This is a genomic window from Brachyspira pilosicoli, assembly GCF_008016535.1.
Taxonomy (GTDB): Bacteria; Spirochaetota; Brachyspiria; order Brachyspirales; family Brachyspiraceae; genus Brachyspira; species Brachyspira pilosicoli_A.
Genome location: NZ_SAXY01000048.1, coordinates 1 through 26,703, shown reverse-complemented (window position 1 = coordinate 26,703; position 26,703 = coordinate 1). Strand labels below are relative to the sequence as shown.

Sequence of the window (26,703 nt, the reverse complement as noted above, 5' to 3'; positions counted from 1 at the left end):
TTAAAAGAATATACACATTTTTATAACAATCAAAGATTGATTTCTTCGCTAGGTTATATTACAATCAAAGAAAGAATCAAAAATATTATAGCAAGTAAAAGTACAATATCTATGGCTCCATGACAAAATACAAATATAGTTAACATAATTTTTAATGCTTAATTCTAATACTATGCAGCAAATTTTCTAACCATGCAGTTATTAAAATTTAGAACTTTATAATAACTTTGTTGTGTACTTTTTTATTAAGCAAAAGAAATTATATAATTTTATTTTTAATTAAAACATAAAATCTAAATTGCAGTATTTACTTTTTATGATTTTATTACTATTCAATTGTTTTGTCCACTAAATAAAATTGTAACTTTCGATGCTATTTATTATGTATTAAATTTTCAACTTGATAATAATTTAATTTATAATTAAGTAATTATATAAATTAAAAATTTGAAAAATAATAGATGGAGGTGCATATAAATAATTTTATTAGATTATTTTTTATAAACTTTTACCGCAATAAAAGTTGATGAAGTGCTAATTTTTAAAAATATAAAAATTGAGAAAATATAATTGTTAGCTGTAAAAACACAAAATAAATTTGCATTTTTTTTTGTGTTATGCTATAATACTTAGCAACTAGCTCGGATGATGGAATTGGTAGACATAGCAGATTTAAAATCTGCTGGTCCTTGCGACCGTGCCGGTTCGATTCCGGCTCCGAGCAAAATACCAAATAACTCGAGAAACTCATTAATAATTTTTATGGTAAATAATCAAGATAAACTTTCTAAAAAAAATATTATTATACTAGTTATAGGGCTTATAATTTTCGCTTTTAGCTTCCTTCTAATCGCATTAGTTGGCAAAAATCCTGAAGGTATATTAGGTTTCCTCGCTCCTTTTACTATGCTTATTGGTATCATCACTATAGTAACAGGTTTTCTATATAAAGCTAATTCCTAAAAATCATATAGATTTATTGTACATTCTAATATATAATAAACTAAATATTAAAATGGAAGTAGTTAATGCTGTTTGTTAATCCGCAATTTTTATTATTATTATTGATTGTACCTATTATCACTTTTATATATATAAAAACTAGAAAAAATCATCTCTATTCTGTAAAGCACCCGCGTGTAAGCATGGCACATACTTTAAAATCAAAATATTATGCCAAAGATATACCGTTTATACTTTTAATGATAGGTTTAACTTTTTCAATAATAGGTTTAGCCCGTCCTGCTACGGTAGACAGCAGTGCTAATATTAACGGAGAGGGTATATATATATCTATGGTAGTTGATATATCTCCTTCTATGATGGCCGAGGATATGCTTCCTACAAGGCTTGAGGCTTCAAAAAAAACTATGGCTGATTTTATAAAAAAAAGAAATTTCGATAAAATTAGTTTGGTTGCTTTTGCATTAAGGGCTTCTGTGCTTTCACCTTCTACTTTTGATTATACTTCATTAGAAAAAGAAATCGGAAATATAAAAATTGATGAAGAGGGCTCTACTTCTATTGGGCTTGGAATTGCTACTGCGGTTGATGTGCTTAGGAGTGTGAAAGATGATGCTGAAAAAGTGATAATACTTCTTACAGACGGAGAAAATAATTCTGGAGAGATAGACCCTAAACTTGCTTCAGAGATAGCGTCTAACTTCAATATTAAAATTTATACAATAGGTATTGGTGATGCTGCGGGAAGTCATGCTTGGGTAACATATACAGACCCTAATTACGGCAAAAGAAGAATTAGAGCAGATTTTACACTCAATGAAAAAGCATTAATTGAAATAGCAAGCATAACAGGCGGAAAATATTTCAATGCAAAAACAAGTTCTGCATTAGATAATGTTTATAATACAATAGACAGATTAGAAAAAAAACCAATTACAGATGATAATCTTATTCAATACAATGAACTATATAAACCATTTATTATAATAGCTTTAATATGTATTGCATTAAGCATTATATTATCTTCTACAAGATTTTTGATTGTACCATAATGGATAGATTTTTAAAATTTTGTATATTATTAGTTTTAATATTTTGTGTTAATTTTAATAAAAAATTGCCTGTAGAAAATTTATGCTTATTTAGAGCAACTACTGGTTTTCCATGTCCAAGCTGCGGCATGACAAGAGCTTATATACATGCACTTAATTTAGATTTTAAAAATGCATTAAAATATCACCCTCTATTTCCTTTGCCTGCATTTTTATTTGTTATAATAGCTTTTAGAAGAAAAATAAAAATATTTGATAGTATATATAATAACAATTTTTTAATAACTTGTTTAATAATTATTTTTATAGGCGTGTATATTTTTAGGTTTATAAATAGTTTTCCATATAGAGAGCCTTTTACATATAACTATGATAGTCATGTTTACACTATATTGGAAATTTTGAATTTAGCAAAAAAATAATTTTTTGTTTTTTACTAATACCTATACAATTATATTTTGTTATTTTTTATTGTTCTTTTTCCCGCCGCAAAAAGTTGCAAAAAGTGCAAATATTATAACTTTATATTAAAAAATATAAATAAAATAATATTATATCTTTGTAAATATATAATAGATTTAATCAAAATGCAGTTCTTTTGGTTCTTTTATACCAATAAAAGAACTGGGGGCGTGGGGGCAAAGCCACCACAAACAAAAAACTTAAAAAATATTTTAATGAACAAAATTATTTTTTCTTCTCCTTCAAGTATTCGCCGTAGCGGCTTACCGCACGGTGATGCTATACTTTTATCATAACTTTTCAGGCGTGCGGGGGAGTGATTTTTTATTCACAATTATTTATTCTTCTCCTTAAAAGTTAGGAGCTTATCTCTGTAGTATTCGTACTGTTTTTTACGCATCTCAATCTCAGCAGGAAGCCCCTTAGTGATGTCGTTACATAAAGCATCAAACTTGTCTAATATGTTTACAATACGTTCCTGCTCCTCTAACGGCGGTACTGGGATTTTTATACTTCTTAAATTTTGCTGATTGATTTTTGGCGGTGTACCTCTTACGATACTACTAACATCAACAGTTTGTAAATAATAAAATACAAATCTTAATATATCAATATTTTCATTAAATAAAACATGAGCATGATTATTTACCCATATTTTACCACTAGCCCAATTTAAAACTGGTGAATTATCTTTATTTATTACACTCCCATCTTCTCCCATTAAAATAAATGTACCATCAAAAATATAATTATCAACATAGTCTTGAATTCCATTAGCACCATAATAAGGATAATTACCTTTTGTTCTTTTATCTTTTGAAACAGGTTTTCTTAAATTATCTAAAATATTAACAATTTCATCAATATTTTTCCACTCAACCTTGTCTCCGCACGGCTGTGTACCTTCGGCAAAAGTCAGCAGCTTATCCCTATAATACTCATACTGCTTTTTTCTTAATTCTAATTCTCTATTTAATAAATCTTGATATTTTGTAAAAGTGTCTAATATACGAACTATCTCTTTTTGTACTTCTATCGGCGGTATAGGAATTTTTAATGTTAGTACTTTAATTTTTTGTAATCCTAATATTGTAGTACCTGTTTTTAAACTCATTATATATTTTTCTATATTTTTCAGTACATAAAATAAAAATTTATTATTTATATTTTCGATAATTGGTTTTATTACATAACAATGAGCTCCTGCCCAAAATTTAGTATTAATAAAGTTTACAAATCCTGCATTTCCGCCTTGTGCTATTGTAATAGTATTTTCTTCCTCGTTATATTTATCTGTATAACCTGATGCCGATACTCCGCCGTTAATTACAGGATACCCTTCTTTTATCATATTTTTTCTATTTAATTGTTTTCCTGTATAAATACTGCAAACATCTTCTAATGTTTTATATTCCGTGCCGTTGGGGCAGTGTTTATTTAAAAGTTCTTTTAGGGTGCTCATATTAAAAATATTATAAACAATTATACTATTTTTCTCAATTACATTTTTTACATACTAAAAATACTTAAATAAAACACACTAACTGTTTTGTATTATTCGCTCTATCACTATTCCTATTAAAATTGTTATTACCCCAAGTATTATAAAAAATATCCAACTGTTTATAGATAAATAAAAATATTCAAAATATCTTATATACATATTAGCCAATATAAAAAATATAGAATATTTTATTATAGACATCTTTTTTATTTTTATACCCAAACTAAGAATTATAATATCTGTTATTAAAAATATTATGCTGTATGTTATAGTTTCTGTTTTGTTGTCTTTAAATAATATCACTGTATCATAAGTGCCGAATATGCTCATAATTGCTAATACAATGTTTAGATATAATATTCCAATTGTGTAAAATATTTTTGAAAATAGATAATATTTATTTCCAAGTATTTTTACATTAGTATCTGTAATTCCTAATAAAAATATTGCAAAGCTCATTAAAATAAGTCTTATATAATTATTAATATTAAAAATATAAGAATCAATATAAGGGAAATCAAACCCTTCAAAACCATACCATGTAATTGCTGATATTAATGCTATTGAAAGCACTATATAATTTTTTTTAATATATGCTATTATAAAAAATATTATTATAGTGATTAAAAATATTATTGTATAATTATTTTTATTTTCAAATATTATATAATAAATTGTAAATATATCGCAGGCTAAAAATATAGAAGATAATGCCACTATTACAGCAGAAGTTTTCGGAAGATTTATTTCTTTTCTTATCATTATTTCATTAATTATGAATCCTGATACAAAAAGAATTGTAAATAAAAATGCTATAAAATAAAGAGAGAATATATAAAAACTAATAAATGCTATAAAACCAATCATCACTAATACTATACCTGTTATCATTATTGATTTTATTATAGGCTGCCAGTCTAAATATATATTGTTATTGTATTTTGAAGATAATGTTTTTAATTGTTCTTCAGATATGAGGCTATCTTTATACCATTTCTTTATCTCTTTTAATATAAATCTTTCTTTGCTCTTCATAGTTAATATTAAAAAATATTTTTATATTAATAATTTAACATATTTATAATTTTTTTAAATTAGCAGTTATTTAATAACTACTAATTATTAATCTAAAGTTATAATCAATGTACCTGATACTATTAATACAACTCCTATTATAATTTTTAATGATATGACCTCTTTTAAAAATAAACTTGCAAATATAATTGTAAATACTATAGAGAGTTTATCTATTACAACAACTTTATTAACATTTCCTATTTGAAGTGCTTTGAAATAAAATAGCCAAGAGAGCCCTGTTGCTGCACCAGAAAGTATTATAAATATTAAAGTTTTATTATTTAAGTTTTTTAGAGTTTCCATTGTGTTTATAGAGTTTATTTTATTTATATAAAATACTATTATCCAAGACATAAATAATATTATAATGGTTCTTATTGCTGTAGCTAAATTAGAATTAATATCTTTAAGTCCAAGTTTTATTAGTATTGCTGTAAGAGAAGCAAATATTGATGATAATAGTGCATAAAAAATTGACATAATAAAAAAATATCCTTAATAAAATATATCGTATAATTTTTTCTTAAATCTTATATACATTTTAAAAAAATTACATATACTTATATGTATAAAATTATTTTAGGAGAATATTATGGAAGATGCTATCAAAAAAGAAAAAAAAGACTATTTGCTTATAAAACTGTTTATAGGGATAGTTGTAGGAATTCTAATAGGTACATATTCTAATGAAGGTTTCATTAATGTAATACAATCTATAAAATATGTATTAAATCAAGTAATATCATTTATGGTTCCATTAATAGTTTTAGGATTTATTGCACCTGCTATAACAAGAATGGGAAGTAAAGCTAATAAGATGTTGGGAGTTATGCTTGCTTTAGCTTATTTCTCTTCTGTGGGAGCTGCTTTGTTTTCTACTATTGCAGGATATGCAATAATACCTAATTTGAATATAGCTTCTAATGTGGCAGGCGGAAAAGAGTTGCCAGAAATAATATTTAAATTAGATATTAACCCAGTATTTCCAGTAATTACTGCATTATTTTTAGCAATATGCGGAGGAGTGGCTGTTGTAAAAACTAAATCACAGTATTTTGAAAATTTACTAGACGAACTTAATAATATAATACTATTTTTGGTAAATACAGTAGTAGTACCTATATTGCCATTTTATATTGGAAGTACATTTGCTACTTTAGCTTATGAGGGCACAGTTATTAAAAGTATACCAATATTTTTGATAATAATACTTATAGCAATTGTTGGACACTTTATATGGCTTGCATTGTTATATAGTATCGGAGGTATTGTATCAAAGAAAAATCCTGTAAGAGTATTTAAGCATTATGGACCTGCTTATCTTACTGCTGTTGGTACTATGTCATCTGCTGCTACTTTGCCTGTGGCTTTAAAATGTGCAAGCAAATCTGATGCCTTGGATAAAGACATTGTTGACTTTGCTATACCTATGGGTTCAACTATACACTTATGCGGTTCTGTATTAACCGAAACTTTTTTCGTTATGACTATATCTAAAATATTGTATGGAAGTTTGCCTCCTGTTGGCACTATGATTTTATTTATAATATTGCTTGGTATATTTGCTGTAGGTGCTCCAGGTGTTCCTGGAGGTACTGTAGTTGCTTCTTTGGGTATTATTATATCTGTACTTGGCTTTAATGATGATGGTACTGCTTTGATACTTGCTATATTTGCTTTACAAGATAGTTTTGGTACTGCTTGTAATGTTACAGGAGACGGTGCTTTGGCTTTAATACTTCAAGGAATATTTAGAAAGAATAGCTAAATTTTAATCACATAATACAAAAAAGGGGTTTGAATGAATATTTGAGCCTCTTTTTTATATTTTAAAATTTACTATAAAACCCCGCCCTCTAGTTTTATATACTTTATTTAGAATATTTAAGTCTTATTAATTTTATTGCTTATTAAAAAAAAGCAAGCCCGCCCAAGTGTTTTTTAAATTTAAAAACATATTTAACCGCACGGTAAGCGAAATTTAAAATATAATAAAATTAATAACATAATTTTATTATATACAAGTGATTGTCAACCGTGCGTTAAAAAATCTATAAATTTAATTCTATAAAAAATTATAGAAACAAAAAAGGGCAGCTCCATTAGAAACTACCCTTCGTATTAATTAATTTAATTACTAATAATTTTTAAGCAGCTGCCTCTTTTTTAATTTTTGTCTTGTAGAACCAATCAACAAATACAGCAATAGCATTATCTCCAGAAACATTAGCAGCTGTACCGAAAGAGTCTTGAGTTAAATATAAAGCAATCATTAATCCTTGCAACTCTTCTCCAGTAATACCAATCATATAGAAGAAAGGCAAAGCACTCATAACAGCACCACCAGGAGCCCCCGGAGCAGCAACCATAGCCACACCTAACATAAGTATGAAAGGAAGTATTGAGCCGTAAGTAGGGTTTTGTCCAAGTATGAGTATAACAGCAGTAGAACAGCAAGTTAAAGTAATCATAGAACCAGCCAAGTGTATAGTAGCACAAAGCGGTATAACAAAATTTCTAATCTGCTCGCTAACACCATTTCTTTCAGCAGCTATTAAGCTAACAGGTATAGTAGCAGCACTGCTTTGAGTACCTACAGCAGTGAAATAAGGCGGAATTTGGTTTTTAATAAGCATTAAAGGAGATTTATGCCCTATAATTCCAGATATTATAAATAAAGCTGTAATATAAAGTATGTGTAATGTAATAACAACAGCAAATACTTTACCAAATATTACAAGTATATGTTGTATACTGCCTGCATAAGCTAAATTAGCAAAAGTACCTAAAATATGTATAGGCAATAAAGGTATTATTATATTTTTAAGAACAGCCTGTATAACCTCTTCAGAGTCTCTTACTATAGAAAATAACTCTTCTCCTTGTTTCTTAGGTCTGAGCATTGTAATACCAATACCAAGTATAAATGCAAATACTACAGCAGATGTAACATCAAATAAAGGTTTAAGAGGTATAGAAAAATAACTGTCTAATCCAGATTCAATTTTTACACTGCTTAAAGCAGCAGAACCCAAAAGGGTAGGGAAAAGATTTGAAGCTACTAAAAAAGCAATGCTTCCTGCTAATAATGTAGAACCATAAGATATAGCCACAGTAATTCCAATAAGTTTTGAAGCACCCTCTGTAAGGCTGGCAATACCGTATCCTATAAAAGCAACTATCATAAGTGGTATAATAAAGTTTAAAAATAAACTAAATATAGAACTGAAAGTTACAAATATTCTTACTACAGGACTAGGAAGATACATGCCCACTAAAATACCTAAAATTATACCAATAATAATTCTAGGCAGCAAACCAATTTTTTTCATTTTGAAACTCCATAAGTAAGTGTTATGAGTACAGTATATAGAATTTTTTTCATTCAATCAATTAATTATTTTACTAAAAGTTTTATTTTCGGTTTATATATTTCTGAATTACTATATATATAACACATTTTATACATATTATGAATAGTAATAAAAAACTACGATATAAGAAATTATACCGTAGTTTTATTTAATTTTAATACAATATTTATTCTTCTTCAGTTTTCTTTTTTCTACTAGTAGAAGATATTTTTTTATTAATAGAAGAAGTTTTTTTAGAAGATTTTTCGTCTTTAAGAGGTTTTATAGGAGTAGAAAATACTTCATCTTTAACGCTTTTTACTTCTCCGTCTTGATATGCTGAAGGATCCTCAAGCTCATCAGTTCCTCTTTTAGGGTCTTTACCTGCATAAACTAATTTATCTTTTACTCTATCAAGTTTAACTTCACATATTCTTTCAATATCTTCTATGTCAAGAGATTCTTTTTCAAATAACTCTCTAGACAATGCTTCAAACTTATCAGCATTTTCAGCTATTAATTTTTTAGTTCTCTCATAAGCCTTAATAACAAACTTATGTACTTCTTCATCAATTTTTTGAGCAGTCTCTTCACTATAGTCCTTATGCCTAGCAATTTCTTTACCCAAGAATATAGGCTGTTCTTTTTGCCCAAAAGCAATAGGACCAAGCCTGCTCATACCCCATTCGCAAACCATTCTTCTAGCAAGTTCAGTAACTCTCTCTATATCATTAGAAGCACCAGTAGTAACAGAATCTTCGCCAAATTTAAACTCTTCAGCAACGCGTCCTCCAAGAAGCAAAGACATCTCATCAATAGCTTTTTTTCTTTGAAGAGTATATCTTCCGTCAGAAGGAAGTGTCCAAGTAGCACCCAAGCTTCTTCCGCGAGGTACAATTGTTACCTTATGTAAAGCATCAGTATTTTGAAGGAGCACTGCCATTAAAGTGTGACCTGCCTCGTGGTAAGCGGTATTAAGTTTTTCTTTTTCGCTTATAAGAATGCTTCTTCTCTCAGGCCCCATCATAACCTTATCACGAGCCTCTTCAAAATCTTTAAGCTCTACTCTCTCTTTATCGTTTCTAGCCGCAATTAAAGCAGCCTCATTAACCATATTAGCAATATCAGCACCAGAAAAACCAGGAGTAGCTCTTGCAAGATGATACAAATCTATAGAAGGGTCATGCTGTATCTTAGCAACATGTACTTTAAATATCCCCTCTCTTCCTTTAACATCAGGTAAATCAACAACAACCTGTCTGTCAAATCTACCCGGACGAAGCAATGCAGGGTCAAGTACATCAGGTCTGTTAGTAGCAGCAAAAATTATAATTCTAGTGTCAGTATTAAAGCCGTCCATTTCAACAAGCATTTGGTTTAGAGTTTGCTCTCTTTCATCATGACCGCCTCCGTATCCAGCTCCTCTAGTTCTTCCCACAGCATCAAGCTCATCTATAAATATAATACAAGGAGCAGACCTCTTGCCTTGTTCAAATAAATCTCTTACTCTTGAAGCACCAACACCAACAAACATCTCAACAAACTCAGAACCAGACATACTAAAGAAAGGTACATTAGCCTCACCTGCAACAGCCTTAGCAAGCAAAGTTTTACCAGTACCCGGAGGGCCTACTAATAATACGCCTTTTGGTATCTTAGCACCAAGCCTCGTAAATTTACTAGCATCTTTCAAAAACTGCACAACCTCTTGAAGCTCTTCTTTAGCCTCTTTACAGCCCTCAACATCTTTGAAAGTTACTTTTACATCTTCTTTTGTTAATAGTCTTGCTCTGCTCTTTCCAAAGTTCATAGCTCTGTTATTTGAACCTTGAACCTGTCTAAACATAAAAAACCAAAGTAAAAATCCTATAGCAAGTATAGGAAGCAAATTTACTAATATTACACTTAAATAACTAGGTTTCTCTGCCTCTCCGCGAACCCTTACATTATTCTCTATAAGAAAATCTGCAAAACCGCTTGCAGAAAAAGGTATATAAGAATAAAAATCTATCTCTGTAACTTTACCATTAAGCGTTTGTACAGCTTTACCATTTTTTATATATTGATCAACTATAGTAACTTCTGTAACAGATTTCTCTTTTACTTTCTCTACAACAGTAGAATAATCCCATTCATGAGCCTTAACTTGAGGAGTCTTCTGAAAATACATTATTGCCATTACTACTACCATAGTAAGAAGCAGTATTATAATAATCTGATTTCCGCCCCCGCTTTGAGGAATGTTGTTTCTTCTATTCATACTCTTTTTTTTATTGTTAGCCATATATTCTCCAAAAAAATCTCTTTTATATATAATTTATTCTAAAGGTATATCTAAAATAGTACCATAACTATTAAAACATTTTGATGCAAGCGAATCTACGCCTCCTCTTCTAAGATAGCTATTAATAACTTTGCCGTCTTTTCTAGCTAAATCAGGATATTTTAAATTTATATAGCCTTCAACAAGTCCTCTGCTTGTAGAGGCATGTACATAAGTTACAGTTCCTTCTTCCCTATCCACATCAACCACTATTCCTGCATGCGTGAGTTTTTTTGTATCTGATGTAGTTCTGTCAAACATCACTATATCACCAATGTTCGGCATGCCGTCATTATATATTTTCTTATATTTTGAAAGTGTTGAATATATTGTTTTTACACCGCTAACATCCATTATGGCTTGCTTTTCAAATACTGCTATATTAGAACTCCAATAAACAGCTGTTACAAAACCAGAACAATCAAAATTGAATTTTTTCTTCTCTTTTGTAGTTGGATGTGTTAATTCAACTCTTTCATTATATTTATATTGTTTTTGTAAATAAAAGTTAGCCCACTTCTTTATATCTTCTCTAACTTTATTTTTTTGTTTATCATCTATTTCTACGCCATTTTCATCTAAGTATGATTGATAATTTTTATCATAACCATAATTTTGTGCAAATGAATAGCTTGAAAACATTAAAGCAATTAATATACTAATAAAATAATGCATAATTCCTCTAATTAAAAAATAATTTTATAAAATATTTACAAAAAGTCAAGGTACTTTATTTAATACAAAATCGGATTTTTACCTATAAATAATATAAGAAAATATAAATTATTATGACAATTCATTTAAATAAAAATTATTAGATTTTAACCATTTTATTCTATATTGAAGAGGTGTAATCATATTAAAAAAAGCATTTAAATATGGATAAGCATTTTCAAACTGTATTGAAAGTCTAGTTTTAAAATAATATCTGCTGTTTACATCAAGATTAGTAGTATTGATAATCTCTACTCTATTTATTTGACTAGTATTTCTAATTAATTCATAAAAGTTTGTATTTCTTGTTTCTGCCATAGTTAGAGAATTATATATAGCATATTCTTTAGTAAAAAAATCATAATACATTCTTCTATAGAAATGTGCATCTTTTATACTATCATCTAATATCAAATTTTCTTTAAATAGATTAACTCTAAAGTTGAATATAGTAATAATGCCATTGTCTAAATATCTTTTTATATTACTATAAAAATTCATATCATTTCCTATATAGACATTAGCGTATAAGGTGTTATCATAAATATTTGCCCTTGCAAAGTGTAGTCTTAATTCATAAGGATATAATTGAAAGCTTATTATAACAAATAGTATTAGTAAATATTTCATAACTATTTAATTATACTTAAATTAGTATAAAAGTAAAGTATTATAAATAAAAGTGTTGACTATATAAAAAAAAATATTATAATAATGTATATATGTTCTTTGAAAGGGGATGCTCCGGCTTCGACTGCGATGGTTGAGTCATATTTTGCATAGCCGTGCTTGGTATATGCACGTAAATATCATACTAAAAATATAAGTGCAGACGAATACGCACTTGCAGCTTAATTGAAGCTGTCGCTGGTTTAGTGATTTGTCTATGGGTTGCTTTATCGGTGTCGAAACACATAGAACTTGTATTAGGTGCCGTTTGAGCCTAATATTAAGTATACTCAAACTAGCTTTATAGTTTTTCTGCTTGTCTTTTACCTGTAGAGTGAAACTTCAAAGATAAGATATGCTATGTAGACGAATATGGGGCGCTTCGTAGGACGCGGGTTCGAGTCCCGCCATCTCCAATTTTATTAGAAGGTTTTTTATGAAAAGTATAATTAAATTCACTTTGCTGGTTTTCTTTATCTTTAGCATATTTTCTATTTCATTATTCGCTCAGTGGGAAGTTAATATTAATGGTGATTTAATGTTTATTCTTAATGAAGATATTGAAAACGATTCTGCATTAGGTGTTGGATTAGATACTTCAATTGTAGATGATTTTTATTCTGTATATAACAATTATAATATAGCTGCGGTAATGTTTTATAGCGATACAATAACAACAGAAAATAGTTATGATTTGCGTATAAAGAAAAAGTCAAATAATTATATTACATATTCGGTTACTGATGAAGATATTGTTCAAGATGAGAATTCTGCTGGTATTGGTATAGGTATAAATACAGAAAATGGGGTGAGGGCTAATAATTTAATTAAAATATTTCTTGATTCAGTATCGGTTGAATTATATGATGATGATGGTCTATTAGGTTACTATGAATTAGATGGCTTACAAGAAGTATTAAAAGAAAATCTTGGCAATACAGAATGGTACGATAACGAAATAGAAAATTAATTCACTTTTTGAAAAGCTATTCTCTCTGCTCCGTTTCTTCTTAATTTTATTATACCGCATTTTGTAAAACCTTCTTTCTCTAAAAGCCTTTGCATTGGTATATTGTCTTTATGTGTATCTACCCTCATATTTTTGCATATATCAAAACAGTATTTCATGCAAAAAGAGCCTACTCCTTTTTGATTTTTTAAAGTTGCTATTCTGTGTATAACTCCATATTTATTGTTATTAAGCCACTTGCCTTCGTATATTTCATTATAATCTTCTTCAATGCCCACAAAAAAACAAAATGTTGCTATTATATTATTATCATCATCTAAACATACATAACTTTCATTTTTTTGAATATCTTGTTCTATATTTTCTCTTGAAGGGTAGCCGTCTGCCCATTGATTTGGATTATTATTTGCTTTCATATATTCTCTGGCATAATCGAATATTTCTAAGAGTTTATCTGTATCATTGTCTGTTGTTTTTCTTATAGTCATAATGTATTTTCCTTTAATATTGTTGTTTAAAATTATTATATATTATAAAGTATAAAATAATAGATGTATTTTTGTGTAAAAATGCAGTTCTTTTGCTTCCTTTATACCAATAAAAGAAGTGGGGGTACGGGGCTAGTACCAGAAAACAATAAAATATAAAACTAAATTTTGATATACTTAAAAAATTTTAGAATATATTAAAATAATTATTTTTTATCAACTTTTTTATTGTTCTTTTTCCCGCAGCTCGCGGTGCGGACTTCGTCAAAAGAACCAAAAAGTGCAAATACTATAGCTAATATTTTAGTGATATATAATAAGATAATACAAATATTTTAGATAAAAAATTGCAGTTCTTTTGCTTCCTTTATACCAATAAAAGAAGTGGGGGTATGGGGGCAAAGCCACCATAAACAAAAAACTTAAAATATCATATTAAAAAATAATAACCTTACTGAATACCACTAATCATATATATGCTTAATTATCCATTCATATCTTTTTTTAAGCTCTCTCTCTTCTCCAATTTCTACCGCTTCATAATAATTCTTTCTAATACCTTTTTCTAAGTAGTCCTGCTTTATTATATGATAAGGATAATCATGAGGATATTTATAATCTTCGTTGCTTTTTCTGTCGAATGATGCTGAATTGTTATCTTTCAAGTAATTCGGTATAGAATAAAGCTCTCCGTTTCTCACATCTTTTAATGCTTTGTTAATTGCGTTATATGCCGAATTAGATTTCGGACAAAGTGCTAAATATATAGTAACCTCTGCAAGCGGTATTCTTCCTTCCGGCATTCCTATAAACTCCACTACATTAAGAAGTGATGAAGCCATATTAAGTGCATTAGGGTCTGCAAGTCCTATATCTTCAGAAGCTAATATACAAAGACGTCTTGCTATATATCTTGGGTCTTCTCCTGCTTCAAGCATTCTTGCCAAATAATAAATAGCTGCATTAGGGTCGCTTCCTCTCACACTTTTTATAAAAGCACTAATGGTATTGTAATGTTCATCTTCATCAAAGTTTAATGCCTGCTTGGTTGTAACGTCTTTTACTATCTCTTCTGTGATTGTGAGTCTTTCTTTTGTTTCATCTATTTGTGTAGCTAAGTATGATGTTTCAAGATATGTTAAAGCCTTTCTCACATCTCCATGCGAAAACTTTACTATTAAATCTATCGCTTTCTCTTCCACATCAATATCTTCTTCGCCAAGCCCTCTTTTATCTTTTATGGCATTAACAACTGCCTCTCTAATGTCTTCATCTTCAAGGTTCTTAAACTCAAAAAGCATTATGCGTGAAAGAAGTGCATTAGTTAAATAAAAATAAGGATTCTGAGTTGTGCTTCCAATAAGAATAATTGTTCCATTTTCTACAGCAGGAAGTAAAGCATCTTGCTGAGATTTATTAAACCTATGTATCTCATCAATAAAAAGTATTGTCTTTTTTTCGTTGGATAGATTTTTTTCTGCCTTTTTAATAGCTTCTCTAATTTCTGAAACATTAGAAAGTACAGCGTTTAATTTTATATATTCTCTTTTGGTCTTTTTTGCAATTATAGAAGCAACAGTTGATTTTCCAACTCCCGGAGGACCAAAAAAAACCATAGAAGTGATTTTATCTTTATCAATCATTTTTCTTAGAGTTTTATTTTCTGAGAGTATATGCTTTTGCCCATAAACTTCCTCTATAGAAGTAGGACGCATACGCTCTGCCATTGGAAGAAAAGAGTTGTCTTCTTCTGTAAAATCAAACATTGAGCTTTTCAATGTATTCCTCTACAACAGGTATATAATTAATAATGTCTTTTAATTTATCTTTTATTTCATATTCTAATATGTCTGCTATAGATATATAGTCTTCGTTAGAGAATGCTTCTAAAACATTATTCATCATACTGTTAAAATCTTCTATAGAATCATAAAGACTTATTTTATTTATTTTTATATTGTTATAATCTATAGAGCATATATCTGCCACTTTTGAAAGTATTGTAAAAGAGAAACTTACCACTCTTGAAAATTTTTCTGCATACAAAAATGCTTCTTTATCATTTCCTGTTTGAAGTTTGCTTACAATCTTATCTAATAGTTCTATTATAAAATCATAAAACTTAGGAAGCGTGCCGATTTTATATAAAGCATTATCAGAATTAATATTATTAGAGAACATTATTATAGTATTAATTTTAGCATCTTCCATAATAAGTTCCATAGCAGGCATTAATTTATCATTGATAAAAGGTTTAACATCGTCATTAAAATAATCTCTTATTTTTTCTATATCTTCATTTTTTTCTGTTAAAGATGTTAATCTCTCTAATTTTACTTCAAGCATCTTTAGTAAATGCATTGAATTATGACTTTCCAAACTCATATTGCAAAGAAATATCACCCTAGGGATAGAGTCCAATATCCAAGCAAATCCATCTTTTAAATCTTCCATATCTTTTTCACTTAAAATAGCAGAATCTGTAACAGCAATCTTTTTAATATAATCCATTATAGAATTGAGGCTAGATAAATAATATTCGCTATTACTAAGAGCTTCTATATATATATTGTCAATATTTTCTATAAGAATCTTCTCATATTCTTCATCTATATATGGGTGAAGCTCATTATTATCTATTATAATTTTATTAATAAGAAAATTATTAGAGCTGCACCACTCTTCTACGCCCTTTAATACATCATAAGCATTTTGTTCATTTTCTAATGTAAATGATAATTCTTTGTCATTTATAAATATTTTCATTTTTCTACCATTTTTATAAAAAAGATTATAGTATTACATTACTAATTTTCGGCTTTAAAAAATAATTATCTATATATTTTTATAAAAAAACCATTTATAATATACTAAAAATATAATATATGTGTTGGATTTTATTTGATGATAATTGATATACTTACACTTTTTGAAGACTTTTATCAAAGCCATTTAAACAGCGGAGTAATATACATGGCAAAAGAAAGTAATGCCGTTGATATTAATATTGTTAATATGCGTGAGTTTGGAGAGGGCAATTATAAAAAATGCGATGATTATACCTATGGCGGTGGTCCTGGTATGATTATGACTTACACTATTTTTAAAAAATATTTTGAAAGTAACAATAAAGGGCATACTATAATGTTTTCTCCGTCTGGGAAAACTTTAACACAGCAAAAGATAAAAGAACTTTCACAAAAAGAACATCTCACATTAATACTCGGGCATTATGAAGGTATAGATTATAGAGTTGAAAAAAAATATGCTGATGAATCTATAAGCATAGGAGATTATGTTTTAAGCGGAGGGGAGATACCTGCACTTTTGATTGTAGATGCAATATGCCGATATAAGGGTGTGCTTAATAATAGCGAATCTGTGGTAAATGATACTTTTGAAGAGAATGCTAATGGTCTTTTAGAATACGAACAATATACTAGACCCTTTGAAATAGATAATATGAAAGTGCCTGATGTTTTAATTTCTGGTAATCATAAACTTATAAATGAATATAGAAGAGAGAGAAGCATTATAAAAACTTTTATTAATCGCTCTGATATGTTTAAAAATATTGATTTAACAAAAAAAGACATAAAGACTATATTTAATTATTTAATAGAGAAAACTAATAAAACATTATAATTTTTCTTTTTGACATTTACATTGTTTTTAATATATTATTATTAAGAAAATTTACTAAAAAAGAATTTAAATAAAAGAATAGAGAGAGAATATAATAAAAATGGTAAGTGAAATATTTGCTAATAGATTATCAATAGGAATAATATCCTATGTTGTTTTTATAATATCGGCTAGTATGCATGAATATTCTCATGCTAGGGTTGCTTATTTTTTTGGTGACAACACTGCTAAAAGTTTAGGAAGATTGACATTAAATCCATTTGCTCATATAGATATACTTGGAAGCGTTGTATTGCCTTTGCTTGCTGCCATTACTGGTATACCTGTTATTGGATGGATGAAGGCAGTTCCTGTAAACTCAAGGAATTTTTCTAACTTTGAAAGGGATCAGGCTTTAGTGTCTTTTGCTGGGCCTTTTGCTAATTTAATGCTTGCTAGTGCTTCTTTTATTATAATAAAGATTTTAGCTTTTCCTGTGGACGGCACTTTTGTAATATATAAATTAATAATGGCATTACAAGAGAATTCAAACATACTTACTAATATATTTTCAAATGCATTGCCGATTGTAATTACAATGCTTATAATGTTTTATATGATTAATATAATGCTGATGTTTTTTAATTTGCTTCCTTTCCCTCCATTAGACGGCGGTTGGATATTGAGATTTTTCTTATCGAATAAAGGCAAAAATACTTATGACAGAATATACCCTTATGGTTTTTTAATATTATATGCTTTGCTTTTCTTTGGAATACTAAGAACTATACTTTCTTTTATACAAACCATAGCAACATATATATTGGGCAATTCTATTAATGCATTATTTTCTATATAATTACCATATATATTTAAGAATGTATTTATTTTTAATTGATGCATTATTAAAACGATTATTTTATATAATTTTTTTATCGTTCTTTTTCCCGCCGCAAAAAGAACCAAAAAGTGCAAATGTTTTAGCTTTATATGTTTGGAATATGTGTTAATATAAAATAATATCTATATTTTTGATATGCTTAAAAGCTATTTTTTAATGCAGTTCTTTTGGTTCTTTTATACCAATAAAAGAACTGGGGGTGCGGGGGCTAGCCCCCGAGAATAAAAAACATAAAAATATTTTCTGTCAACTTTTTCCCGTAGCAAAAAGTTTTTACCCTTCGGGTACGCTTCGCGAAAGTACAAATATATTAAACTCTATACATTGGAATATGTATTAATATAAAATAATATCTGTATTTTTGATATGCTTAAAAAAGCTAATAAAAAACTTAAAAACTAGTAGTCGTATTGCTTTCTTTTATCCTCTGGTCTTCCTAAATACCACCAATCACCCGGGCCATAGAACATATACTCTATAGAAAAATCAACCGTTGATGTGTTTGGTACATTTCCATTACCAAGCACAATTTTTCTGTATGTGATAGTCATATATAAAAAATCTGATATTGTAGCTTTAAACTTTACAAAAGGCTCTAAATAACTATAATCTCTATTTTTAGGCTGATACGGAAAAACATAACTCACCCCTGTATATAATGTCATAAAAGGAGATGTTATTAACTCAATTCCTCCTATTATTTCACCCAATTCCAATATATCACTTTTTAAATTATCTCTAGTATCAAATACATAAGCAAATAATACATTAAGCGGTATCACCTTAGGCACTATTCCAAGTAAAAAAGCACCGTTAAAATTAAAGGCATCTCTATTTTCACCCAAAATACTTTTAGAAAAATTATAGCTCATACCCACCTTAGCACCTAATGATAAATACCAATCCAAAAATGTTACTTTAGCTGTTGCATTAATGGCATCAAAACTAAAAAAATCAGTCATATTAGTAAGCCCTGTTAAATCTTGTCTTGTATCTTGCCTTTGATATGTAAAACTTGCAGATACTCCTAATTCTACAAAATTAATAGGTCTTAACATAAAATACGGCATAAATGTAAATGATAAATTTCTTTTACTAATATTTTGGTCGGATAAATCGTTTATATATAATTTATAATTTTGAAACCAAGAGTTATATTCATAATATATGCCTCCTATACCAACAGAAAACATTTTATTTTTTTCTATTAGAGGAGATATATCAAAATAAAAATCATTTCTTGCAGCATGAGATAATTGTCTAACGGAAACTAATATTATTAATATAAAAAATATTCTGATTTTCATTTTCTAAGTATATCATAAAGATAAGTCTTTTTCTATACTGTAACCATATCTTAGCTGAGCAATTAATACTTGATATATCTGCTGAGTTTTAGCTTCTATTACTAAAGTCTCTAATGCTTTTTGAGCTTCCTGATATGGAAGAGAATCTATTTTATATATTGCTCCATATTGTTTATAAGCCTGATTAATTTCTTCTTCGGTAGGCTTAGGTATTTTAGCTCTTATAGTTTTATCTATATAGTTAGCAGTAACAGCATTTCTTGTTATTAGATTATCCAAAGATTTAGCCTCTGGTGTATCATAAAACCCTGTTTTTTTAGCATCATAAAGCATGATTTCCATAGCTACAAAAGCATTAAACATACTATCTCTCGCTTGTGCTTTTAATGCAGGCGGTATATTATCCCCAGCTTGTTTTAAGTTTTCATTAAACATATCATTAAATCTAGATAATGGTATAGTTGTTTCTTCTATTGTAATACAAGGGTCTTTAGTAGAAGAATATTCGAATTTAGTATAATTAGTTTTTGCATTTCTTATTATTCTATCATATTCATTACGCATACGCTCTTGAATGATGGCATATTCTATTTGAAGAGATAGCTGATCAAAAGTAACATTTGGTGGTAAGCGATTTTTATTAGTGTTATAAAAACTTCTCTTTTCAGCCTCTGTTACAACGCTAAAATCTTTAGGTACTTTTTTTTGCATATATAATTGTACTATTTGATTATCTCTTTCTTTTTCTATTCTAGCTATTAAATCATCATCTTTGTCATAACCTTCTTCTACAGCTTTAATATATAAAACTTCCTGCTCTATTATCTGATTAGCTACTTGCCATAATTGAAGTTCATTTGTAATAATCATATTAACAGCTTCTTCATTACCGCCTCTTAATGTAACTAAATTAGTTATATCATTAAGAAATTCATCTTTAGTTATAAGTTTTTTTATATTACCTTGAGAATCTTTTATTCTTATTGCAAAATCTTCATTGGAATATAGTGAGCATACAAAAATAAATAGTATAGAGGTTATTAACAAAATTTTTTTCATACAATCAATTTCCTGCAAATTAAAAATTTATTTCATCATCATCAGATTTTTTCTTGCTTTTAAACAGACCAATAATAGAGTTTATTATATTCATAATACTAAAATTGGAAGTTAAATCTCTTAAAGAGCTTGTAATACCATAAAAACTGCTAGTAACATTGTCTATAGCATCATGCACATCCGATAAACTTTTTTTTGTTCTATCAGTCTCAGATTCTACAAATAATGCTATATTATTAACTTTTTCACTAATAGATTCTATATTGTCTAATATTTTATCAAATCTGCTGTTAAACCTAAAATGCGTAGCGAGCAATACAAAAAATATAGCTAAAGATAATATTAATATTGCTATAGCTATAAAAGCTAATGATATAGCAATAACATTTAATTGAAAAGTGATATCATTCATATTATTTAAGTAACTATTAAAAATTAAGCATCAGCTTCTTCAGATTTCTTTTTTCTTTTATCTAAAAAATCTGCTGTTTTCTCTTTGCCTTTCTCATATAATTCAGAAGTTTTTTCTCTGCCTTTTTCATATAATTCAGAAGTCTTAATAACTCCTCTATGATATAAATCATCTACTTTATATTTAATATTATCCATAGTTTCTTTAATATCTTCTCTAGTCTCTTCACCAGCTTTTGGAGCAAATAATAAACCTAATGCAACACCTGCACTTACTCCAAGTATAAAAGAAAATATTCCTTTAGTCATAAAAATATCCTCCTGATTTTATTATATAATTATCTTATAAGATATTAAATGTAATTAGTCTTTTTGTCAACATAGAATAAATATAAATTTTTTACAATTATTATTATTATATATATTATTATCATAAAAAATAAATTAAAAAAGCCCTATTATAAAAACAGAGCTTTTTTAAAATAATTAAATGATAGTTTTTAATATTTCATTTTTAAGAAACTAAATTTTTAACAGCATCTCTGCCCGCATTCAAAGCCTTTTCATTTCCCGGCAAGAACTCTTTTTTTCTCTCACCAAATACTTTTAAGAAAGCCTGCTGAATGCTGTCAAAAGAAACAATATTTTGAAGTGTAAGCAAAGCACCAAGCATCACCATATTAGCAGCTCTAGGATTACCAATATCGCCTGCTATCTTGTTAGCCTCCACATAAGCAACGCGAATATCATTTCTTGAAGATCTTTTTTCTATTAAAGAAGAGTTAATAAGAAGAACCCCATTAGGAATAACATCTTTTTCAAATTTAGCTAAAGAAGGAAGGTTCATTATAACGGCAGCGGTAGCATCATTCAAAACAATAGGAGAGCCTATAAGTTCATCGCTCACAACCACAGAGCAATTAGCAGTACCTCCGCGCATCTCAGGTCCGTAAGAAGGACACCAAGTAACATGCTTATTCTCCATCATACCCGCATAAGCAATCATCTGCCCCATAGACATAACACCCTGTCCGCCAAAACCTGCAAAAATTAATCTTTCTGTACTCATATTTCCTCCTTAATTAACCATCATCTCTAAAATTGCCAAGCGGATAATGAGGAATCAAATATTCTCTTATCCATTTATGCGATTCTATTGGAGATATACCCCAGTTGGTGGTGCAGCTTGTAAGCATTTCTACTATAGAAAAACCCTTTCCAGCAATCTGATTTTCAAAAGCTTTTTTTGCAGCCATTTTAGCCTTTCTAATATTTGCAGGACTATCCAAAGCAACCCTCTCAACAAAAGTAGCACCTTCAATAGTAGCAAGCATCTCGCAAACTCTTATAGGCTTACCAGCTCTATGGAAATCTCTTCCAGCCTGAGTAGTGGTTGTTCTTTGACCTTCAAGAGTTGTAGGAGCCATTTGTCCTCCAGTCATACCATAAATAGCATTGTTTAAGAAAATAACAGTAATGTTTTCACCGCGTGCTGCAGCATGAATTATCTCAGCAGTACCAATAGCAGCCAAATCTCCATCGCCTTGAAGCGTAAATACCACGCTGTCAGAAATAGCTCTCTTTATTCCAGTAGCAACCGCAGGAGCCCTGCCATGTGCCGCCTGCTGCATATCGCAATTAAAATATTTATAAGCAAGTACAGAGCAACCCACAGAAGCTATACCAACTGCTCTGTCTAATACATCTAATTCTTCTAAACACTCTGCAATTATTCTCTGTGATGTTCCATGCATACAACCGGGGCAATAATGTGTTCTGCTGTCTGTAAGCCCCTTAGATTTTTCAAATACTATCATAGAATACCTCCCGCAAAATCTATAACATTATCCATTATCTCATAAGAAGTAGGAACTAATCCCCCAGCTTTACCCAAAAATTTAACAGGTACTTTACATTCAATAGCTAATTTCACATCATCAACCATCTGCCCCATACTCATCTCTATAGAAACATACATTTTGCAATGCGGATTATTAAATGCTTTTACAGGGAAAGGCCATAAAGTTTGCGGACGAATCATACCTACTTTTTTTCCTCCGGCTCTAAATGTATCAACAACTCCCCTAACAACCCTAGACATAGTGCCGTATGAAACAAGTATAATATCTGCATCTTCTGTTTGATATTTTTCTGCCCTTGCTTCTTTTTCTTTTATTTCATTATATTTCTCTTGAAGATGTACATTATGTTCATAAAGTAATTCAGGATCTAAATAAAGTGAATTAATAATATTTTTTTCTCTTTTACCTCTTGTTCCATTAGTAGCCCAAGTCTTCTCTTTTAATTCATATTTAGGTTTATATATAATCTCTACAGGCTCCATCATCTGCCCAATTAAACCATCAGCAGCCACATAAACAGGTATTCTATAATAATCAGCTATATCAAAAGCTTCCATTATCATGTCTGCAGCTTCCTGTAAATTGGCAGGTGCTAAAACAGGACAATTATAATCACCATCTCCTCCTCCGCGAGTCATCATATTGTAATCACTCTGAGAAGGCTGTATGCCTCCAAGTCCGGGGCCTCCTCTCATAACATTAAGTATAACAGCAGGAATCTCAGAACCAGCTAAATATGATACTCCCTCCTGTTTTAAAGCTATCCCCGGTGATGATGATGATGTCATAGCACGAACCCCAGCACCTCCCGCACCATAAACCATATTAATAGCTGCTAATTCACTTTCTGCCTGCACAAAAGCACCGCCTGATTCATACATAGCCTTAGACATAAACTCTGGTATCTCATTTTGCGGTGTAATAGGATATCCAAAAAAACATTTGCATCCTGCAGCAATAGCCGCAGTAGCCATAGCTTCATTGCCTTTCATCAAACTTCTAGCCATTATTTACCCTCCTTCTTCTCATCAAGTCTCTCTACTTTTATACATATATCAGGGCACATCATAGCACAGTTAGCACAGCCTATACATTTATCCATATCTGTAACCGCTGCAGGATAATACCCCCAAGAATTCATATTTTCTTTATCTAAATATAATATCTTGGGGGGACATACAGATACGCAATTGGAACAGCCCTTACACTGCTCACTATCAATAATAACACGACCTTTAGCCATATTACCTCCATTTATTTTTTGAAAAATTATAATAATTACTTATACTCTTTAACAACGAAATTTCTTTACCTATAATTAGTATATTAAAAAAATAATGTTTGTCAAAATAGTGAATTTATTATAAATGATTAATAAAATTTATGAATGATAATATATAACTATTATTTATAGTAATAAATGTCTAGTTTTTAGTCTATTAAAGAATTAAAATACTTACTTCCTCTGAATATGTCTTCTGATATCACCCTCTGAGCATGATTATATTTATATGATAAGCTATCTCTATCAACTTCTATGCGTCTTATATTACCATAAATATTAGTATAAAAGCTATTATAAAATCTTATTATATTATCAGTATTTTCTTTGTATAAAAGCTCTATCAAACTATTTGTATAATCAAGTTTAGTATTTACCGCTATAAACATTGGAATATTCTCTGGAGGAAAACCATCCGGTAATTTATAAGCACCGTCTTTTCCATTCCATATAAGAAGCGGATTTACAGCATATGAAGTTAAAAATGATAGCTTTATGCTTTCATCTATAGAAGAATTGTATATTATATTTTTTAAATAAGGATATAAATGGTCATGCTTAAATATGATTATAGCATCTGGATATTTTTCTAATATAATATCTCTTGTTTTTATTATATCTATTGCTGTCATTGCTGAGTTTTCAAGAGTTTCTACTAAAACAGCTCTATTTTTTTTATCTATCTTTCTCATAAACCTTTGATTGTTTGAAGCGAAATTTAAATCATTATTTACATGGGTATTGGCATGTCCCAAAAATGTAAAGCCTGTAACAAAAACACTATAATCTGAAATATTGTCTTTAATATAGTTTTTGATATTTGTAATTCCTAAATTAAATACTGTTTTCTCAACACCAATATTAGGAAATAATTTATCTAAATAATAAGTTATTCCAGACTCTTCTAAAGCTATAACATTATACCCTTTATCTCTAAACAAAAATGGAAGAGTTTTAGTGATGATAGTAGAATCAGGCTTTTTTGGAAATATAGGGGAGCTAGCAGTTAAACCAGATAGCCTTGCAAATAAACTTCCGTTCCCGTCATTTGGTCCTACTTTAGATGAAGTTTTAGCCCACTTTCTATATTCCTCTGGAAAAGGGTCTTTATCAAACAAACCTGCAAAATGACTATAATCATAAAAAGATTCTAAATATATTAAAAATACACTTCTGTTTGTAACTGTATCATCACTATACGGCATTATTAATTTTGATATATCTATGTTCCTCTGATTTAATAAATTAATAGCATTTCTTACATTATTAAGATTGCATTCTATATTATTATATTCTTTATCAAAATATATTCTATGACTTATTGTGTTTATTATTCCTTTGCTGTTTGCTATATCAAAATAATTAGCATAAATTGAATTAATCTTTACAGGTCTAAAAAATGATAAATATGTTGTTAATATTACAATAACTATTAAAGAAATAGATTTTACTCTTTTTATTTTATACATCTTATAAAGTCTATATATAAAATATAAAGCAAAAGCTATAAGCAAAGAGAAATAAAGTATAGTTGAAGCTATAGTTATAATTTGTAAATATAAAGGCACAACCTCTATTAATGCAGGGTATAAATCAGGCATATCTGTAAAAAACAAAGGTTTTGTAACTACAGAGATACCTAGAGGCTCTATACTAAAAAAAGAAAATATAGCAACAATTACAAAAGAATATGATATTATAAGCCTTTTTTTTGTTGGTATATAATCACATATATTATACGCTATCACGGAAAACCAATAAACATATATTATATCAATTATATGAAACTCAAAGCTCCCTAAAGACATAAATGGAAATAAAAAATCTATTAATAAAAAATACAATATTAATATTATAAAAAAAGAAATAAAATAAAAATTATTTTTTATTATATTATACATTACTATCCAGCACTATTTTATAAAATTTATATTTTGAGAATTATATATTAAAATATTTTTTATTCAATAGACATAAAAAATCAATTGTTTAGGAGTATGAGATATTGGACATTTTTTAGTATAAAAAAAGCAGTATCCTTGTTATAATATTTTGAACATAAAACAAATAAAAAGGATGCTACTATGAAAAAAGATTATAGCACAGAATTTAAATTATTTATAGTGGATGAAGCATTAGAAACTGTTTAGGAGTGTGAGATATTGGACATTTTTTAGTTTAAAAAAAGCAGTATCCTTGTTATAATATTTTGATATAGAAAATAAATAAAGGATACTACTATGAAAAAAGATTATAGCACAGAATTTAAATTATTTATAGTGGATGAAGCATTAGAAACTAAAAATATTAAAAGATTTCTAAAGATAGAAGAAATACCCAAATCTACTTTTTATGCTTGGCTTAAAAAATATAAAGACACTGGAACTGTCGCCAATTTTAGCACTAGACCAAAAACTTCCCCAAATATCTTTAATAATCAAGAAGCTATTAATTTAATTATTAAACTCTATACTAAAGAATATCGAGGTAAGCATTATATTAAAGCATATTTAAATCGTGAAGGCATTAAGATAGGTGTTACAGCTATAGAGAATAGACTTGTTTCAAAAGTCATTTTTTAACTGATAATTATATATTGATGCTAATATAAAAAATCTTGTATTTAACTTTTGTAAATGATTTCGATATCGAGTAGAAAGTATTTTATATCGTTTGAGAACT

Annotated in this window: 27 protein-coding genes, 1 tRNA gene and 1 other RNA gene; 10 read left to right on the top strand and 19 right to left on the bottom strand. The window is 28.6% G+C overall.

Annotated features, from left to right (window positions below; translation table 11 throughout):
• Positions 1-639: 639 nt before the first annotated feature.
• The 4 genes from EPJ72_RS08010 to EPJ72_RS07995 all read left to right on the top strand — a co-directional run bounded on the left by EPJ72_RS08010 (position 640) and on the right by EPJ72_RS07995 (position 2,437).
• Positions 640-724 (top strand) — tRNA-Leu (locus EPJ72_RS08010).
• 38 nt (positions 725-762) lie between these two features.
• Positions 763-963 (top strand): hypothetical protein, encoded by a 201-nt coding sequence (locus EPJ72_RS08005; protein ID WP_041747917.1) that lies wholly within the window; start codon positions 763-765, stop codon positions 961-963.
• 65 nt (positions 964-1,028) lie between these two features.
• Entirely contained in the window at positions 1,029-2,015 is a 987-nt protein-coding gene (locus EPJ72_RS08000; protein ID WP_147731660.1) for a VWA domain-containing protein, read from the top strand.
• Positions 2,015-2,437 (top strand): DUF2752 domain-containing protein, encoded by a 423-nt coding sequence (locus EPJ72_RS07995; protein ID WP_147731659.1) that lies wholly within the window; start codon positions 2,015-2,017, stop codon positions 2,435-2,437. The genes EPJ72_RS08000 and EPJ72_RS07995 overlap by 1 nt, the downstream gene beginning before the upstream one ends.
• A 374-nt stretch (positions 2,438-2,811) precedes the next feature.
• On the opposite strand, the gene EPJ72_RS07985 is transcribed toward EPJ72_RS07995, so the two are convergent.
• The 3 genes from EPJ72_RS07985 to EPJ72_RS07975 form a co-directional block, all read right to left on the bottom strand.
• Complete coding sequence (locus EPJ72_RS07985; RefSeq protein ID WP_147731658.1) at positions 2,812-3,939, bottom strand: restriction endonuclease subunit S; 1,128 nt, start codon at positions 3,937-3,939, stop codon at positions 2,812-2,814.
• A gap of 78 nt (positions 3,940-4,017) precedes the next feature.
• On the bottom strand, positions 4,018-5,016 hold the full coding sequence (locus EPJ72_RS07980; RefSeq protein WP_147731657.1) for a DUF2157 domain-containing protein: 999 nt from the start codon (positions 5,014-5,016) through the stop codon (positions 4,018-4,020).
• An 87-nt stretch (positions 5,017-5,103) separates the two neighbouring features.
• A complete protein-coding gene (locus EPJ72_RS07975) occupies positions 5,104-5,538 on the bottom strand; it encodes an EamA family transporter (RefSeq protein WP_147731656.1) in 435 nt (144 codons plus the stop codon).
• 112 nt (positions 5,539-5,650) lie between these two features.
• Between EPJ72_RS07975 and EPJ72_RS07970 the strand changes: the two genes are divergently transcribed.
• The gene (locus EPJ72_RS07970) at positions 5,651-6,826 is read left to right on the top strand and encodes a dicarboxylate/amino acid:cation symporter (protein ID WP_147731655.1); all 1,176 of its coding nucleotides are present in this window, start codon (positions 5,651-5,653) and stop codon (positions 6,824-6,826) included.
• Between the two features lie 379 nt (positions 6,827-7,205).
• Here the strand turns inward: EPJ72_RS07970 and EPJ72_RS07965 are convergent, their stop codons facing one another.
• The 4 genes from EPJ72_RS07965 to EPJ72_RS07950 all read right to left on the bottom strand — a co-directional run bounded on the left by EPJ72_RS07965 (position 7,206) and on the right by EPJ72_RS07950 (position 12,078).
• On the bottom strand, positions 7,206-8,390 hold the full coding sequence (locus EPJ72_RS07965; protein ID WP_147731654.1) for a cation:dicarboxylate symporter family transporter: 1,185 nt from the start codon (positions 8,388-8,390) through the stop codon (positions 7,206-7,208).
• A gap of 208 nt (positions 8,391-8,598) precedes the next feature.
• Positions 8,599-10,695, bottom strand: a complete 2,097-nt coding sequence (gene ftsH, locus EPJ72_RS07960) for an ATP-dependent zinc metalloprotease FtsH (protein WP_147731653.1) — start codon at positions 10,693-10,695, stop codon at positions 8,599-8,601.
• A gap of 33 nt (positions 10,696-10,728) precedes the next feature.
• Positions 10,729-11,409: an NlpC/P60 family protein gene (locus EPJ72_RS07955; protein ID WP_147731652.1), complete on the bottom strand. Its 681-nt coding sequence runs from the start codon at positions 11,407-11,409 to the stop codon at positions 10,729-10,731.
• 111 nt (positions 11,410-11,520) lie between these two features.
• Entirely contained in the window at positions 11,521-12,078 is a 558-nt protein-coding gene (locus tag EPJ72_RS07950; RefSeq protein ID WP_147731651.1) for a DUF4390 domain-containing protein, read from the bottom strand.
• Between the two features lie 105 nt (positions 12,079-12,183).
• On the opposite strand from EPJ72_RS07950, the gene ssrA reads away from it, so the two are divergent.
• Both ssrA and EPJ72_RS07940 read left to right on the top strand, forming a co-directional pair.
• Positions 12,184-12,536, top strand: a transfer-messenger RNA (tmRNA) gene (ssrA, locus tag EPJ72_RS07945).
• Positions 12,537-12,553: 17 nt separating this feature from the next.
• Positions 12,554-13,087: a hypothetical protein gene (locus EPJ72_RS07940; protein ID WP_199749276.1), complete on the top strand. Its 534-nt coding sequence runs from the start codon at positions 12,554-12,556 to the stop codon at positions 13,085-13,087.
• Here the strand turns inward: EPJ72_RS07940 and EPJ72_RS07935 are convergent.
• The 3 genes from EPJ72_RS07935 to EPJ72_RS07925 form a co-directional block, all read right to left on the bottom strand.
• A complete protein-coding gene (locus EPJ72_RS07935) occupies positions 13,084-13,575 on the bottom strand; it encodes a GNAT family N-acetyltransferase (RefSeq protein ID WP_147731650.1) in 492 nt (163 codons plus the stop codon). The genes EPJ72_RS07940 and EPJ72_RS07935 overlap by 4 nt on opposite strands.
• Positions 13,576-14,039: 464 nt before the next feature.
• Positions 14,040-15,341: a replication-associated recombination protein A gene (locus EPJ72_RS07930; RefSeq protein ID WP_147731662.1), complete on the bottom strand. Its 1,302-nt coding sequence runs from the start codon at positions 15,339-15,341 to the stop codon at positions 14,040-14,042.
• Positions 15,334-16,341: a hypothetical protein gene (locus tag EPJ72_RS07925; protein WP_147731649.1), complete on the bottom strand. Its 1,008-nt coding sequence runs from the start codon at positions 16,339-16,341 to the stop codon at positions 15,334-15,336. The genes EPJ72_RS07930 and EPJ72_RS07925 overlap by 8 nt, the downstream gene beginning before the upstream one ends.
• A 138-nt stretch (positions 16,342-16,479) precedes the next feature.
• Between EPJ72_RS07925 and trmD the strand changes: the two genes are divergently transcribed.
• Together trmD and EPJ72_RS07915 are read left to right on the top strand one after the other, a co-directional pair.
• Positions 16,480-17,220, top strand: coding sequence for a tRNA (guanosine(37)-N1)-methyltransferase TrmD (gene trmD, locus EPJ72_RS07920; RefSeq protein ID WP_147731648.1), 741 nt, complete (start codon positions 16,480-16,482; stop codon positions 17,218-17,220).
• A gap of 100 nt (positions 17,221-17,320) precedes the next feature.
• A complete protein-coding gene (locus EPJ72_RS07915) occupies positions 17,321-18,058 on the top strand; it encodes a site-2 protease family protein (protein ID WP_147731647.1) in 738 nt (245 codons plus the stop codon).
• A gap of 440 nt (positions 18,059-18,498) precedes the next feature.
• Here EPJ72_RS07915 and EPJ72_RS07905 read toward each other — a convergent pair whose 3' ends face one another.
• The 9 genes from EPJ72_RS07905 to EPJ72_RS07865 all read right to left on the bottom strand — a co-directional run bounded on the left by EPJ72_RS07905 (position 18,499) and on the right by EPJ72_RS07865 (position 25,922).
• Positions 18,499-19,407: a hypothetical protein gene (locus EPJ72_RS07905; protein ID WP_147731646.1), complete on the bottom strand. Its 909-nt coding sequence runs from the start codon at positions 19,405-19,407 to the stop codon at positions 18,499-18,501.
• Between the two features lie 12 nt (positions 19,408-19,419).
• Positions 19,420-20,466 carry a peptidylprolyl isomerase gene (locus tag EPJ72_RS07900; protein WP_147731645.1) on the bottom strand — a complete coding sequence of 349 codons (1,047 nt, stop codon included), beginning with the start codon at positions 20,464-20,466 and terminating at the stop codon, positions 19,420-19,422.
• Between the two features lie 19 nt (positions 20,467-20,485).
• A complete protein-coding gene (locus EPJ72_RS07895; protein WP_147731644.1) occupies positions 20,486-20,878 on the bottom strand; it encodes a DUF948 domain-containing protein in 393 nt (130 codons plus the stop codon).
• Positions 20,879-20,901: 23 nt separating this feature from the next.
• Positions 20,902-21,186 (bottom strand): YtxH domain-containing protein, encoded by a 285-nt coding sequence (locus EPJ72_RS07890; protein WP_147731643.1) that lies wholly within the window; start codon positions 21,184-21,186, stop codon positions 20,902-20,904.
• Positions 21,187-21,391: 205 nt separating this feature from the next.
• The gene (locus EPJ72_RS07885; RefSeq protein WP_147731642.1) at positions 21,392-21,946 is read right to left on the bottom strand and encodes a 2-oxoacid:acceptor oxidoreductase family protein; all 555 of its coding nucleotides are present in this window, start codon (positions 21,944-21,946) and stop codon (positions 21,392-21,394) included.
• A gap of 13 nt (positions 21,947-21,959) precedes the next feature.
• Positions 21,960-22,694 carry a thiamine pyrophosphate-dependent enzyme gene (locus EPJ72_RS07880; protein WP_147731641.1) on the bottom strand — a complete coding sequence of 245 codons (735 nt, stop codon included), beginning with the start codon at positions 22,692-22,694 and terminating at the stop codon, positions 21,960-21,962.
• The gene (vorB, locus tag EPJ72_RS07875; protein ID WP_147731640.1) at positions 22,691-23,746 is read right to left on the bottom strand and encodes a 3-methyl-2-oxobutanoate dehydrogenase subunit VorB; all 1,056 of its coding nucleotides are present in this window, start codon (positions 23,744-23,746) and stop codon (positions 22,691-22,693) included. The genes EPJ72_RS07880 and vorB overlap by 4 nt, the downstream gene beginning before the upstream one ends.
• Positions 23,746-23,982 carry a 4Fe-4S dicluster domain-containing protein gene (locus EPJ72_RS07870; RefSeq protein ID WP_147731639.1) on the bottom strand — a complete coding sequence of 79 codons (237 nt, stop codon included), beginning with the start codon at positions 23,980-23,982 and terminating at the stop codon, positions 23,746-23,748. The genes vorB and EPJ72_RS07870 overlap by 1 nt, the downstream gene beginning before the upstream one ends.
• A 188-nt stretch (positions 23,983-24,170) precedes the next feature.
• Positions 24,171-25,922: a sulfatase gene (locus EPJ72_RS07865; protein WP_242004962.1), complete on the bottom strand. Its 1,752-nt coding sequence runs from the start codon at positions 25,920-25,922 to the stop codon at positions 24,171-24,173.
• 339 nt (positions 25,923-26,261) lie between these two features.
• Here EPJ72_RS07865 and EPJ72_RS07860 point away from each other — a divergent pair, with 339 nt between their 5' ends.
• Complete coding sequence (locus tag EPJ72_RS07860) at positions 26,262-26,603, top strand: transposase (protein WP_147731638.1); 342 nt, start codon at positions 26,262-26,264, stop codon at positions 26,601-26,603.
• Positions 26,604-26,703 lie beyond the last annotated feature (100 nt).